Source organism: Thermosipho sp. 1074, from assembly GCF_001999655.1.
In the GTDB taxonomy this organism is placed as follows: domain Bacteria; phylum Thermotogota; class Thermotogae; order Thermotogales; family Fervidobacteriaceae; genus Thermosipho; species Thermosipho affectus.
In genome coordinates this window covers 20270-34520 of record NZ_LBEX01000004.1, presented here as the reverse complement: position 1 = coordinate 34520, position 14251 = coordinate 20270, and the positions used below count along the sequence as shown (strand labels likewise).

Here is a 14251-nt window from a genome sequence, read left to right as displayed (position 1 = left end):
TCTTTTTTAATTTGGAATAAGATGGGTTGAAATAATAAAAAATCTTTTGAATTTTGTAAAAAATTGTGTATAATTATCTACAGGAGTGATTAAATTGAAAAGTATGACTGGTTATTCAAAATTGGAAAAAGTTTCTGAAAAATACAAGGTTTATTGTGAAATTAAAACCCTTAATTCAAAGGGGTTAGATATTTCGGTATCTATCCCTTATTATTTATCTTCAAAAGAAATAAGGATTAATCAGATAATTTCCAATTACTTGAAACGAGGAAAGGTACACTTGAGAATTGGTGTTAAATTTTTGGTCCCAATAAGTCTGAACGTGGATTTTGCCATGGCAAAATCTTATTTTGAAACCCTTGAGGGATTAAGGGAAAGTCTGGGAATACAAAATTTGTTGAGTTTGAGTGATTTGTTAATTTTCAGGGAGATTTTTAGAGGAGATCTAGATGATGAAGTTATAGAGGAATTGTGGGATTTTGTTAAAAATATTATTGTTGAAACTTTGGAAAAACTCGTTGAAGAGAGAAAAAAAGAAGGGGAAAAATTATTTGTTGATATCAATAAGATGGTATTGAGATTAAAGAAAATAGTGGAAAATATAAGCAAATTATCGCTTGATTTAAAAGAAGTAATTGCAAAAAAGATAAGGGAAAATGTTGAAGAAATTTTGCCCAATAATATAGAGATGGATGTGAATCAATTTGAAACAGCAGTTGCTCTTATAGCCGATAAAGCAGATATTAGGGAAGAAATATCGAGGTTAAATAGCCATATCGATAGAATGCAAGAGTTAATACTAAAAGATGAACCGGTCGGCACTCTATTGAATTTTTTAACACAAGAAGTACATAGGGAGTTTAATACTATACTTTCAAAGAGTAGAATGCTAGAAATAACGAACCTAGCTTTAGAAGGTAAATATGTTAACTCACAATTGAAAGAACAAATACAGAATATAGAATAATCTGGGAGGTGTAAATATGTTTGGTCTTATTAATATTGGTTTTGGAAATGTGATTGCTGGTGATAGGATAGTTGCTATAGTAAATCCAGAAAGTGCCCCTTTAAAAAGATTAAAAGAGGATGCAAAAGAAGAAGGAAAACTTATAGATGCAACGTATGGTAGAAAGACAAGGGCAATCCTTATATCAGATAGTAATCATATTATATTAAGTGCTATCCAACCAGAAACAATTGCACAAAGATTTATGCAATCTTTCTTTGAAATAGAAGAACAACTAGAAAGAATAAGAAGAAAGGGATAGTATGAAAGGAACTTTAATAGTTGTAAGTGGACCGTCAGGGGTCGGAAAAACAAGTATAATAAGTGCTTTGTTGAATAAATTGGATAAAGTGGTTTTTTCCGTATCATGTACGACACGGCCACCAAGGCCTGGAGAAATTGATGGTGTTGATTATTTTTTTATTTCAAAAGAAAAATTCATGGAAATGCGAGACAACGGAGAGTTTTTAGAATGGGCAAAAGTTCATGGGAATTTATACGGTACTCCTAAAGAATTTGTAGTTGAAAATATAAAAAAAGGTTATAGAATAATATTAGATATAGATGTACAAGGTGCATTGCAGGTAAAGAAAAATTTTGATGATGCGGTATTTGTTTTTGTAGCACCTCCTAGTTATGAGGTTTTAAGAGAGAGGTTGTTAAAGAGAGGTACGGAAAATAAGCAATCAATGTTAAAAAGACTTGAAAATGCGAAATGGGAAATGTCTCAAATCGATGCATTTGATTATTTGATTATAAATAACGACCTTGAAAAATCTATAGTTGCTATGAAGTCAATAGTTATAGCTGAATCCTATAAAACTAGGCGTATTTTAGACGAAAAATTAAGAATAAATTTGTTTAAAGGGGTGTTAAAAGATGAGACCAGTTATTAATTACGACAAGCTTTTGGAGAAAATACCGTATAAGTTTGCTATTCCCATTGCTGTTGCAAAAAGAGCGGAAAATTTAAAGGAATTTGCACATCCTTATGTTGAAACATGGGACAATAATTACGTGAGCATTGCCTTTAAGGAGCTAAGTGAAGGATATGTTAGAATCAAAAATGAAGAGATTTTGAAAGTGCTTATTCCAGAGGTGAAATAAATGGCTCCATTTGGAGCCATTTATTTTATAGGAGCATTCTCAAGGAATGTTTTTAATAATAAATACGTGTTTTTATAATCATTTAGATCAATGACTATTAATGGACTGTGTATATACCTTGAAGGTATAGAAATTACAGCTGCTGGTACACCATAGGCACTTCTTGCATATCTTGCGGCGTTAGTTCCTCCTGCTGTTCTTCTTTTGTATTGGAAGGGGATATTGTTTTCCTTTGCTGTATTTACCAATGTTTCAAATAATCTTTTATCTATTACATATCCAGAATGCATAAAAGTTAGAGCAGGACCATCTCCAATATGTGTAGCCCAAAGTTCTTTGTCAAGTTCTGGATTATCCCCTGCGGTAGTAGTCTCAATTGCTATTGCAAAGTCTGGTTTTATTTGTTCAACTACAACAGCAGCACCCCTTAACCCAGTTTCTTCCTGAACACTGAAGACAAAGTATAAGTCATATTCTGACTTTATGTTGTCTTCAATGAGATCTATTAATATACTACATCCACCTCTGTCATCAAATGCTTTTCCAGTTGCGAAATTGTTTATTTCTTTGTATTTTGTGGTAAATGATGCATAATCTCCTATTTTTACTTTTTTTTCAGCTTCCTTTTTTGACGAAAACCCCGCATCAATTCTTAATTGTGAAAATTCGGGGGTTTTTAGTGGATTATCTTGCAAATGTATGGCTTTAAATCCTATAACTCCTATTATTTCATCATTAATTATCACTTTTTTTCCAATTGCAACCCTGGGATCTATGCCGCCAACTGGCATAAAAGATAGAGTGCCATCTTCGTTTATATTTGTTATCATAAATCCTACTTCATCCATGTGTGCATCTAATACTACTTTTGTCTTTCCATTTCCCTTTTTTAAAGCAATGAGATTTCCAAGGTTATCAACCCAAAATTTATCAACTTTATCTTTTATCTTTTCAATTATAAATTCCCTAACTTTATGTTCATTACCAGATACTCCGTTAATTTCTGAAAGTTCTTTAAGATACATTATTGCACCTCCAATTCAGAGATAGTAAATGCCATGAGTTTTGATATTTTTTCTACATCATCTATGGAAATTTTTTCGTATGGTGTGTGCATATATTTAAGTGGTATAGATAGTAACTGTGTTTTTATACCCTTTCTGGTTAGTTGTACTTCGTCTGTATCTGTACCGCTTCTACGTGGGATAGGTTCAAATTGAATAGGAATTCCATATTCTTTTGCTGTATTTTGTACCAATTCGTTGAATTTTTTATCTACTACTGGTCCTATTGCAACTACTGGACCTTTGTTTATCTCTATTTTTTCAAAGCCAGGAATATTTTCATTACCGTGTGTTACATCAATTACAAATGCATAATCTAAATCCGAAAAATACGCTGCAGTAGGTGCACCTGGACCACCTATTTCTTCTTGAGTTGAAAAGATAAAATATACGTCAACTTCGTGTTTTATTTTTTGCAATAATGATGCTGTTTTGATTAGAGAAACACAACTTGCCCTGTTGTCGAGTGCTGGAGCAAATACGTAGTTATTTTGTTCAAAGCCTTCTATTTCATCCAAAACAACTAAGTCACCAACTGAGATCTCTTTCCAATCTTTATTGATACTTATATCTAAAAACAGATAATTAAATGTTGGTACTTTTCCTCTTTCTTCTTTTTTTTGCAAATGGGGTGCTAAAAAACCAAATATACCATCAAATGTTTTGTTTTTTCTAGATATAATCTTTGCACGTTGCCCAATTACCACTTTTGGATCCCAACCGCCTATTGGTGAAACATAGGCAAAACCTTTTTCATCTATTTTTGAAATAACAAATCCCAGTTGATCAACATGTGCAAATAATCCAACTTTTCCCTTTCCCTTTCCCTTTCCTTTTTTTACACATACTAAGCTTCCGAGTTTTGTTTTGAAGATTTCATCGGAAAAATCTTTCATTATTTCTTCAATAGTATTAACAGCATTTGATTCAAAGCCCGATGGTCCTGGAATTGATGTCAATTTTATAATTAATTCTTTTGTATCCACTTTATCCCTCCTTTAATTTTTCTAACAAGATTTTATCACAATTTTAAAGAATTTGGTATATACTAATAAAAAGAAAGGAGGAGAGATATGAGAAGACCAAAGATTGTTGAATTTGAACTTACCACAGCTTGTAACTATGCGTGTAAACATTGTTATTGTAATGCGGGGAAAAAGTCAAAAGTAGAACTTTCAATTGAACAGGTTAAACACGTACTTGATGAATTAAAAAGTGCACATGTAGAAACAGTAGATTTGATTGGTGGAGAACCTTTGGTAAGACCTGATATTTACGAAATAATTGAATATGCTGTTGGTATTGGACTAGATGTGATGTTAAATACAAATGCATCCCTTGCAAGTAAAGAAGTTGTAAAAAAAATAAAAAAGATTTATCCACAACTTAAAGTGGGAATTTCCTTTGATGGAAGTTTGCCAGATATACACGAATTTATACGTGGAAAAGGAACTTTTGATAAAACTTACAAAGGTTTTATGAACTTTGTAGAAGCAGGTTTTGACGTTACAATCTTGCATGTTATCAACAAAAAAAACTATTTGTACTTTGAAGATATGATAAATTTTGCTAAAAAGCATCGTGTTTCACTATATGTAGATAGATTTGTTCCAGTTGGAAGGGGACAATTGTACAAAAAAATTTTAACACCAAATAAGAAAGAGATAGAATATGTAAGACACTTGATTGAAAAGCACAAGAATAGTATTAATTTTTACGTTGAAGAAAATATTTCAGGAGGGTTATGTTCTGCTGGGAGGACTCATGCATCGGTATTGGTAGACGGTACTGTTGTACCTTGTGGGCATTTTAGATACGATAAAGAATATTACATGGGAAATTTGAATGAAAAATCTTTTGAAGAAATATGGAAAAGTTACGATCCAGATGTTTTATTGGATGCTTGTAAAGCATGTAGTATGTTTAAAAGGTGTTTTGGTGGTTGTAGGGCTTTTGCGAAAAATATGGATTTAAAATATGATCCTATTTTTTGCGAGGTTGAGAGTAATGATTAAAAAAGACAAACAATTTAGAAAATTTCAAGCGTATGGTTTTTTGAAGAATCTACGTTTCTTTGAACCGTTTTTTATATTGGCTTTTTTGTCTGCAGGTTTAAATTATTTTCAAATTGGTGTACTTTATACGATAAGGAGTTTAGCAACAAATATCTTGGAAGTTCCAACGGGAGTATTTGCAGATTTATACGGTAGAAGAAAATCCATGATTTTTTCCATGATTTCTTATATAATTTCATTTCTCGTATTTTACTTTTTTAAATCCTTTCTTCTTTTTGTTGTTGCTATGATTTTTTTCTCATTTGGTGAGGCATTTAGAACAGGGACACACAAGGCTATGATTTTCCAGTATTTGAAATTGAACAATATGGAGGATTTAAAAGTTCAGTATTATGGAGCAACTCGCGCTGCGTCACAATTGGGTTCTGCTTTAAACTCTTTGCTTGCGGCAGTTATTGTCTTTTTTAGTGGGGATTACAAATTAATTTTTCTTTTGGCAGTTATACCTTATGTTGTTAATCTCGTAAATCTCTCTACTTATCCTAAAGACCTTGATTTTTCATCTAAGAAGTCAAAAAAGGAAACTTTGAAGGATTTTTGGGGAGCTATCTCAAACTGGAAGACTCTAAAATTACTTTTAAATGCCACGAGTTACTCTGCAATATTTAAAAGTTTAAAGGATTATTTACAACCAGTTATTGAGTCATTTGCCTTAACTATTCCCATTTTTTTGGGAGTATCAAAGGAAAAGAGAACATCTGTTTTGGTGGGAATAATTTATTTTGGACTTTATATACTTACTTCAATGGCATCGAGAAATTCCTGGAAGTTTAAGAAGGGATTAAATTTAACGCTCTTTTTGGGTGCGATAACCGTGATTTTAATAGGTATTTCGTATGTATATAAATTGTATTTTCTCTCTATTATTTTCTTTTTCTTTTTGTACATTTTGGAGAATATCAGAAGACCTATTGCTGTGTCGTATATTAGTGAAAAATCGGAGGCCCTTGCATCTGTATTATCGGTTGAATCTCAAGTAAAAACATTTTTAAGTGCTATGTTTTCATTTTTGATGGGGTTTTTGAGTAATGAATATGGAATTGGAGTAGGAATAATGGTACTAGGAGCTATTTTATTAGTGTTCTCACAAATCTTTAAATGTAAAGATTTGTAAAATTTCTTTTGTGATGTATAATTAAGTAGTACTTTTAATTTTGTGAGGTGGTATTATGGGTATAAAAAAAGGAGATAAGGTATTGGTACATTATGTGGGAAGATTTGAAGATGGAGAAATTTTTGATAGTTCAGAAGGAAAAGAACCATTACAATTTGTAGTTGGGGAAAGACAGGTTATTCCTGGTTTTGAGGAACAAATTATTGGTATGGAGGTAGGCGAAAAAAAGACAATAAATGTTCCCTATGATAAGGCTTATGGAGAATATAGAGAAGATTTGGTTTTCCCCGTTGAAAAGGAAAAATTACCAGAAGATGTACAAGTGGGTCAATTTTTTGAAGTACATCAACCAGATGGTGGAACTTTTGTTGTTAGAGTTTCAGAAGTTAATGAAGATAAGATTATGCTCGATGCCAATCATCCTTTAGCGGGTAAAAATTTAATATTCGACATTGAAATAGTTTCCATATTATGAAAAATATAGAGAAATATTCATTGGGTGAGGAAATAGCAAATGCAATAACCCATGGAATAGGGACTTTGATAGCATTATTTGGGCTTGTTTGGTTGATAGTGTATGCTTCGATGAGTGGTGGAGTACTAAAAATTGTTTCTTTTACAATATTTGGCGTTACGCTGTTTTTGCTTTATTTAATTTCTACATTGTATCATGGGATAAGTTATAGGAAGGCTAAGGCTATATTTGAAATAATGGATCATTCTGCTATTTTTTTACTAATTGCTGGAACTTATACTCCATTTTTATTGCTGGTTATTAGTGGAAGACTTGGATGGATTTTGTTTTCAATAATGTGGGTGCTTGCAACTATTGGCATTGTATTTAAAGTATTTTTTGTTAGAGAATATATGGTAATTTCTACACTTATTTACATTGCAATGGGATGGATGATAGTGTTTTTTATAAAAAATTTATGGGTCAATTTTAATGAGCGAGGAATAATTTTGTTGGTCTTAGGTGGTTTGGCCTATACAATTGGTACTATTTTCTATATGTATAGAAAGATAAAATTTCATCATATGATATGGCATCTGTTTGTAATTTTAGGTAGTATTTTCCATTATTTTGCAGTACTTTCAATTTGAAATAATTTTAATATGTAGGTTTGGCAAAATCCAGGTAAATAGATTCAGGGTAACCTGGATTTTTTTTGTGTACTGTATTTGACATTTGCTGTGTAAAAATGTAAACTAATAATTGAGGTGATAAAATGAAAGAAAGATTAAAAAAGATTTTGGTGATTTTATCTGAATCAAAAGGTCCCGTTAAAGGTAAGGATTTGGCGGAAATGTTGGGAGTTAGTCGGCAGATAATAGTTCAAGATATATCCGTTTTAAAGACAAAAGGGCACAAGATTTTTTCAACAAGAGATGGTTATATTCTAGAAAAGAAAAAAGATTTTATCAGAAAGATGATTGCCGTAAAGCATTCTGAGGACGAGATTTACGATGAACTTTTGAAAGTTGTAAAAGCTGGAGGAAAGGTAATAGATGTTATAGTTGAGCATCCTCTTTACGGTGAAATTAATGGTAGGCTTGATATTGCAACACTGGATGACGTTGCAAAGTTTATGGCCCTTATGAAGAGTTCAAATGCAACTCCGCTTTTAAAATTATCCGGAGGTGTTCACATACATACTATAGAAGCTCCAAATAAAGAGGTTATGGAAAAGATATTAGAAGCTTTAAAGGATTATCTTTTGGAGGTGAAAAAGTGAAAATCGATCAAGTCATTGATAGTGTAGTTTCAAAAGAAAAACAAAGAAATCTCTTAATTTTGACTTCTTTAATATGGATAGTAGGCTCTGCTGGTGTTATGGTTATGCCATTTGTCCTTCCGAATTTAATTTCAGAATGGCAACTTTCAAAAACCATGGCAAGTTCTCTTGTTAGTGCAACCTTTTTAGGCATGCTTTTTGGTGCATTGTTGTCCGGTGTGATTTTGGATTACTTTGGCAGAAAGACCGGTACTATTTTTTACTTGTTAATTTCCGTGATTTTTACTGTATTGTTTGGTTTTTCAAAGGGATATTCAATAGCTTATTTATTGAGATTTTTATCTGGTTTTGGATATGGAGGACTTTTGCCTTCGGCGAATACTTATCTTTCTGAATTTACATCGATAAAACTTAGAGGAAGGTATTTAGTATATTTGGAAACCAGTTGGGCAATTGGAAGTATATTAATAGCACTTTTTGCGGTAACTTTTGGAGAAAGATTTGGATGGAGATGGAATTTTTATATTTTTTCATTAGGGTTGTTGATATTAATAGCACTTTTAAAAAATTCTGAAACTCCAAAGTATCTTTTTGAAAAAGATGGTATAAAAGCTTTAAAAGAGAGATATGGTGATGTTCCAGGTAGTATTGAAAGCGTGGAAAAGGTGAAAGTTACTTTTGGTGCTTTGTTTAGAAGTAGATACATTAAACAAACTATTTTGGTTATGATATCTTGGTTTGTCGTAAGCTTTGTGTATTACGCACTTTTTTCATGGGCACCTAGGGTTTTTGTGGAAAACCTTTCAATTACCATAACTAAAGCAAAATGGTATACATTTTTTGTATATCTTGCCCAATTGCCTGGGTATCTTTCTGTGGCGTATTTAATAGAAAAATGGGGAAGGAAAAAGACTTTATCCGTGTATTTTATAGGAATGGGACTTTCTTCGTTTTTCCTATTTCTTGCCTCTGGAAATATTACGTTTTTGTTTGTTGTTTTAGTTCTTTCGTTCTTTACTTTAGGAGTCTGGGGATTAGTATATGCGTACACCCCAGAGTTATTTCCCACCTCATTTAGAGGTACTGCAAATGGAGTAGCAGGTGTAATGGCAAGAGTTGCTGGAATAATAGCACCATACTTTACGGGATACTTTGTTGATAAATCCATAGTTGCCGCGCTTTCATATACTGCGATATTTTCAATTATTACAGGTCTATTAGTATTGATTCTTGGTGTGGAAACTAAAGATAAGCCAGTTGGATAATTTTGGGCATCTTATGATGCCCATTTTTTGTTTAATTGACTGTTCAATTTTTTTATGTTATACTATTATCAGACAAAGTATGAGAGTGATAATTCCTCTGATAAAGAGGTGAAAATATGAAAGATTTGTCCGATAGACAAAAGAAAATTCTATATTGTTTAGTTAGAGAGTATGTAAAATCTGGTATTCCAGTAAGTTCCCAAAAAGTTTTAGAAACAACGAATTTAGAGTGGAGTGGGGCAACTGTTAGAAACGACATGAGAAAGTTGGATTATTTAGGATATGTTTTTCAACCCCATACTTCTGCGGGACGTATTCCTACGGACAAGGGGTTGAAGTTTTATGTAAATGAAGTGTTAAAGGTGAGAAAGGAGACAAAAAAGGTAGGTTCTTCGATAGATGTTAGAACGGACTTTCCGATAGGTGATTTGGATAAAGTCATACGAGGTGCTGCAAAGCTTTTATCAAATACTTTAAAGGCCTTTGTTATTATAGAAAAACCTAATCCCATGAATCTCAGAATTAGAAGGATTGTCCTAACTCCAGTTACAAAGACATTTTCCATTGTGAACATTATTACTGAATTGGGACTTACTTCTGTTCTTCCTATACAACATTCCGAAATTTCTAATATATTGGAAATTGAAGAGTTTTTGAATAAAAGTCTTGATGGAATACTTTTGAGTGATTTTAAATTAAAATTAAAAGAAGTGGTTGAAAAGTTTTCATGGGTTGGTGGTAGATTAAAAGAATTTATAGAACTTTCTGAAAGAATTGCGTCTGAAAAATACGATGAATATATTATTGAAGGAGTATTTAATCTTGTGAATGCAAAGAAATTTGGTGAAGATAAATTAAGAGAAATTGTAAAAATTTCTACAAATTCTGAATTTTACCCGCAAATTTTTTCACTAGGTGAAGGAATATACGTAGGAAAGGAACATAATATAAGAAATTTTGAGCAATATGCAGTTTTGATAATGCCTTATTTTGTCTTTGAGCGAGAAGTGGGGAGAATTGCCGTAATTTTTGATAAATTTAGTGATTACTCTAAGGTATTTGATAGTGTGGAATATGTGGTAAACAGACTTACTGAATATTTTACTATTGTTGCAAGAAATGTTGAATAATTGGAGGTGATTGAAGTGGAAAAAGAAATGAAAAATGAAATAAAGAATGAAGAAAAGAAAGAAGAAAGGAAAGAAGTGGCAAAAGAGAAAAAAACACCAGAGAAAATTGTGGAAGAACAAAAAGAAAAAATAAAGAAATTAGAGTTACAGTTAAAAGAATTTGAAAATTATGCACGTGTATTAAAATCTCAATTTGAAAATTACAAAAAAGATGTACTCAAAGAAAAAGAACAAATAGCAGTTTCAACGATGGGAAGGATTTTGGAAAGATTTTTGCCAATTTTAGATGATTTTAAAAGATCATTTTCGAATGCAAATGATGAAGAAAGAAATACACAATTTTACAAGGCAATTGAATTGATTTATAAGAATTTATTTAAATTGTTGGAAGGTTTTGGACTTGAAGAAGTTAAAGTAGGTAATAAATTTGATCCATTTGAACATGAAGCAGTAGAAAGAGTTGAAGATGAGGAAAAAGAAGAATATTCTATTGTAGAAGTTGTGGAGGATGGGTATAAGTTTAAAGGAAGGATTTTAAAACCTGCAAAGGTTAAGGTCTCGGTAAAGCCTAGGAGGTGACTTTATGGCAAAAAAAGATTATTATGAAATTCTTGGCGTTTCAAGGAACGCATCCCAAGATGAAATAAGACAAGCGTATAAGAAGCTTATAAAAAAATGGCATCCTGATAGAAATTATGAAAATAAAAAGTTAGCAGAAGAAAAATTTAAGGAAATTCAGGAAGCATATGATGTGCTTTCTGACCCTGAAAAGCGAGCAATGTATGATAGATATGGTTATGTGGGAGATGTGCCACCAAATGCCGGGGGCGGATTTGGTGGATTCGGTGGTTTTGAGGATATTTTTAAAGACTTTGGTGATTTTATAAACAACGATATTTTCAATATTTTCTTTGGTGATCAAAGAACATCTTCAAGAAAGAGAGCAAAAAGACCAAAAAGAGGAGAAGATATAAATATTTCCGTTGATGTGTCTTTTGAGGAGTTGTTTACCGGAATAAGAATACCGCTTGAATATGATAGATACGAGGTTTGTGAACATTGTAATGGTGAAGGAGTTGAGCCTGGTAGTGGTTGGATTACTTGTCCAAAGTGTCATGGGACGGGTACAGTTAGAGAAGAAAGGAGAACATTTTTAGGTGTTATTGTAAACCAATATACGTGTAATCATTGTGGTGGAACAGGAAAAATTCCTGGGGAGAGTTGCCATACTTGTGGTGGAACAGGAAGGATAAAGAAAAGATATAAGGTTGAAGTTAACATTCCAGCTGGTATTGAAAATGGAACTATCTTGAGAATACAAAGAGGAGGGAATGCCGGGTATAATGGAGGAGAATATGGTGATTTGTATGTTCACGTAAGGGTTGTTGGATACTCTGATTTTGAAAGAAAGGGAAATGATTTAATTAAAGAGATTAAAATAGATTATTTGGAAGCAATTTTAGGTACAAAGGTAAAAATTAGAATGCCAAATGGTAAAATAAAAGAGGTAAAAATTCCAGCGGGTGTTCAACATGGACAAGAAATATATGTATATGGTGAAGGATTGCCTGATATGAGAACGGGGAAAAGAGGAGATTTAATTTTGAGGGTTAGAGTTGAGATTCCAAGTAGGGTATCAAGAACTGAAAAAAAGTTATTAAAAGAGATAGCAAAGTTGAGGGGAAAGGATGTTGAAGAGGGTTGAAGAATTTTTAAAGAATTTTTTTAAAGAGTATAGATTTTCAGGAGCTGTTTTGGGGGTAAGTGGGGGAGTTGATTCTGCGGTAGTCCTTGGTTTATTAGTGAGAGTGTTAGAAAAAAGTAGAATAAAATGTTTTATCCTTCCAGAGAGAGATAGTCCAAGAGATTCAATAAAAGATGCAAAGTTTGTTTGTGAGCATTTTAATGTTGATTATGAAGTTAAAAATATAAGTAGAATAGTTAGAAAATTTGGAGTTTATAAATATTATCCACCAGCTTTATTTGTTCCCTTTAAAGTAAAAGAAAGATATGCAAAAAGTAGATGGAATAAGTATAAGAACGAAGGTAATCCGTTTGAATTTGATGTCTTAGGGATAGAAGATGAAGAATTTCTAAAAGGAATAAGTTATTATAGAATAAAGCATAGGGTTAGAATGGTTTATTTGTATAAAGAAGCTGAAAAGAGAAACTATGCAGTGGTTGGTACAACTAACAAGACGGAATTTTTAACAGGTTTGTACGTAAAATGGGGGGATGATTCTACAGATGTTGAACCTTTACTTCATCTTTATAAAACGGAAGTGTACAAGTTGGGGAAAATTTTAAACGTTCCAGAAAGAATCCTTGAAAAACCTGCCTCACCAGATTTGATACCTGGCCTTAGTGATGAAGAAGTCTTTGAATTAGACTATCCCACTTTAGATAGGATCCTAAAGAAAATAGTAGAAAATAAAGACTTATCCGATGAAGATCCAGAAAAAGTAAAAAAAGTAAAGAAATTATATGAGATTGGGAAGTTTAGAAATAAAGTAAGAAATATTAGCATTGAGGGATAATATGAAGGATATAGCCAAGAAGATAATTTTAGAAACATTTGATCAAATAAGTCCAGAAAAGTTGGTTTTGGAAAAGTTAAAAAAGATGAACTTGAAAAAGGTTTATGTACTTTCTATTGGAAAAGCAGCGTGGCGTATGGCGAAAGCTGTATCTGAGTATTTGGATGTAGTATATGGGATTATAATTACAAAGTATGGATATTCATTTGGGGGTATAAAAAACTTCGATATTTTTGAAGCAGGACACCCCATACCGGATGAAAATTCACTAAAGTATACAAAGTTTGCCATTGAAAAATTGAGGAAATTAACGCAAGATGATGTTTTGTTGTTTTTGATTTCAGGAGGAGGTTCTTCTCTTTTTGAATATTTGGAAGAAGGTGTAACACTTGAAGATTTGAGAAACATAACAAATGATTTATTGAGAAAGGGTGCAAATATTGAGGAAATTAATATAATAAGGAAAAAAATTTCTAAGGTAAAGGGCGGAAAATTTCTTTCTTTAATTAATGCAAAGGTTGTACCACTTGTGTTATCGGATGTGTTAGGAGATAAATTAGAATACATTGCTTCTGGACCTGTTTATCCAGATAATAGTACTTTTAATGATGTAAAGAAAATAGTTGAAAAATATAAAATAAACTTGAACGAAAATATATGGAATGTTTTACAAAAGTGTGCAAAAGTCCAAAGAAAAATTTCTCATTACATTGTAGGTAATGTGGATTATGCGTGTAAAAAATTGGAAGAAAGTGCAAAAAAATACGGTTTTAATACATACATATTAACAACACAATTAACTTGTCAGGCAAGAGAAGCGGGAAAGTTTTTGGCAAGTATTGTAAAAAGCGAAAATTCCTTTAAAAAGCCTTATTGTTTAATATTTGGTGGAGAAACTGTGGTAAAGGTAAAGGGAAATGGTCTTGGTGGAAGGAATCAAGAGCTTTCTTTTTCAGCTGCTATCGAAATAGAGGAAATTGATAATGTAGTTATTGCATCTGTAGGTACAGATGGTACAGATGGGCCTACAGATGCAGCAGGTGGTATAGTCGATGGAAATACTGTTAAAATCGTTAGAGAGAAAGGTTTTTTACCAGAGGATTTTTTGGAGAATAATGATACGTATAATGCTTTAAAGATTGCAGGTGATTTGTTTATTAGTGGTCCTACAGGAACAAATCTAAACGATATAGGTTTTATACTTAAGAGGTGAGAAT

General features: G+C 32.1%; 17 protein-coding genes. 15 read left to right on the top strand and 2 right to left on the bottom strand.

Annotated features, from left to right (window positions below; all coding sequences use genetic code 11):
• Window positions 1–103: 103 nt before the first annotated feature.
• From XO08_RS01675 to XO08_RS01660, 4 genes are read left to right on the top strand one after another with little or no spacing between them, the layout of a single operon-like run.
• Window positions 104–967, top strand: a complete 864-nt coding sequence (locus XO08_RS01675) for a YicC/YloC family endoribonuclease (RefSeq protein ID WP_075666678.1) — start codon at window positions 104–106, stop codon at window positions 965–967.
• A 16-nt stretch (window positions 968–983) separates the two neighbouring features.
• Entirely contained in the window at window positions 984–1268 is a 285-nt protein-coding gene (locus tag XO08_RS01670; protein WP_012056339.1) for a DUF370 domain-containing protein, read from the top strand.
• 1 nt (window position 1269) lies between these two features.
• Window positions 1270–1902 (top strand): guanylate kinase, encoded by a 633-nt coding sequence (gmk, locus tag XO08_RS01665; RefSeq protein ID WP_075665342.1) that lies wholly within the window; start codon window positions 1270–1272, stop codon window positions 1900–1902.
• Window positions 1886–2113: a DNA-directed RNA polymerase subunit omega gene (locus tag XO08_RS01660; protein WP_075665341.1), complete on the top strand. Its 228-nt coding sequence runs from the start codon at window positions 1886–1888 to the stop codon at window positions 2111–2113. Before gmk ends, XO08_RS01660 begins: the two co-directional genes overlap by 17 nt.
• Before the next feature lie 20 nt (window positions 2114–2133).
• On the opposite strand, the gene XO08_RS01655 is transcribed toward XO08_RS01660, so the two are convergent.
• Both XO08_RS01655 and XO08_RS01650 read right to left on the bottom strand, forming a co-directional pair.
• A complete protein-coding gene (locus XO08_RS01655) occupies window positions 2134–3138 on the bottom strand; it encodes a M42 family metallopeptidase (RefSeq protein ID WP_075665340.1) in 1005 nt (334 codons plus the stop codon).
• Window positions 3138–4163, bottom strand: coding sequence for a M20/M25/M40 family metallo-hydrolase (locus XO08_RS01650; protein ID WP_077287141.1), 1026 nt, complete (start codon window positions 4161–4163; stop codon window positions 3138–3140). Before XO08_RS01650 ends, XO08_RS01655 begins: the two co-directional genes overlap by 1 nt.
• Before the next feature lie 87 nt (window positions 4164–4250).
• Between XO08_RS01650 and XO08_RS01645 the strand changes: the two genes are divergently transcribed.
• The 11 genes from XO08_RS01645 to XO08_RS01595 all read left to right on the top strand — a co-directional run bounded on the left by XO08_RS01645 (window position 4251) and on the right by XO08_RS01595 (window position 14247).
• Window positions 4251–5192 carry a radical SAM protein gene (locus XO08_RS01645; RefSeq protein WP_075665338.1) on the top strand — a complete coding sequence of 314 codons (942 nt, stop codon included), beginning with the start codon at window positions 4251–4253 and terminating at the stop codon, window positions 5190–5192.
• Entirely contained in the window at window positions 5185–6366 is a 1182-nt protein-coding gene (locus XO08_RS01640) for an MFS transporter (protein ID WP_075665337.1), read from the top strand. The genes XO08_RS01645 and XO08_RS01640 overlap by 8 nt, the downstream gene beginning before the upstream one ends.
• A 55-nt stretch (window positions 6367–6421) precedes the next feature.
• Window positions 6422–6841, top strand: coding sequence for a peptidylprolyl isomerase (locus tag XO08_RS01635; RefSeq protein WP_075665336.1), 420 nt, complete (start codon window positions 6422–6424; stop codon window positions 6839–6841).
• Window positions 6838–7470 (top strand): hemolysin III family protein, encoded by a 633-nt coding sequence (locus XO08_RS01630; protein WP_075665335.1) that lies wholly within the window; start codon window positions 6838–6840, stop codon window positions 7468–7470. Before XO08_RS01635 ends, XO08_RS01630 begins: the two co-directional genes overlap by 4 nt.
• A gap of 125 nt (window positions 7471–7595) precedes the next feature.
• Window positions 7596–8102, top strand: coding sequence for a transcription repressor NadR (locus XO08_RS01625; RefSeq protein ID WP_075665334.1), 507 nt, complete (start codon window positions 7596–7598; stop codon window positions 8100–8102).
• The gene (locus XO08_RS01620; protein ID WP_075665333.1) at window positions 8099–9367 is read left to right on the top strand and encodes an MFS transporter; all 1269 of its coding nucleotides are present in this window, start codon (window positions 8099–8101) and stop codon (window positions 9365–9367) included. The genes XO08_RS01625 and XO08_RS01620 overlap by 4 nt, the downstream gene beginning before the upstream one ends.
• 116 nt (window positions 9368–9483) lie before the next feature.
• Window positions 9484–10497 carry a heat-inducible transcriptional repressor HrcA gene (hrcA, locus tag XO08_RS01615; RefSeq protein WP_075665332.1) on the top strand — a complete coding sequence of 338 codons (1014 nt, stop codon included), beginning with the start codon at window positions 9484–9486 and terminating at the stop codon, window positions 10495–10497.
• Window positions 10498–10524: 27 nt separating this feature from the next.
• Window positions 10525–11076 carry a nucleotide exchange factor GrpE gene (locus XO08_RS01610; RefSeq protein WP_369799922.1) on the top strand — a complete coding sequence of 184 codons (552 nt, stop codon included), beginning with the start codon at window positions 10525–10527 and terminating at the stop codon, window positions 11074–11076.
• 4 nt (window positions 11077–11080) lie between these two features.
• A complete protein-coding gene (gene dnaJ / locus XO08_RS01605) occupies window positions 11081–12202 on the top strand; it encodes a molecular chaperone DnaJ (protein WP_075665330.1) in 1122 nt (373 codons plus the stop codon).
• Window positions 12186–13034, top strand: a complete 849-nt coding sequence (nadE, locus tag XO08_RS01600; protein ID WP_075665329.1) for an NAD(+) synthase — start codon at window positions 12186–12188, stop codon at window positions 13032–13034. Before dnaJ ends, nadE begins: the two co-directional genes overlap by 17 nt.
• Window position 13035: 1 nt before the next feature.
• Window positions 13036–14247, top strand: a complete 1212-nt coding sequence (locus XO08_RS01595; RefSeq protein WP_075665328.1) for a glycerate kinase — start codon at window positions 13036–13038, stop codon at window positions 14245–14247.
• Window positions 14248–14251 lie beyond the last annotated feature (4 nt).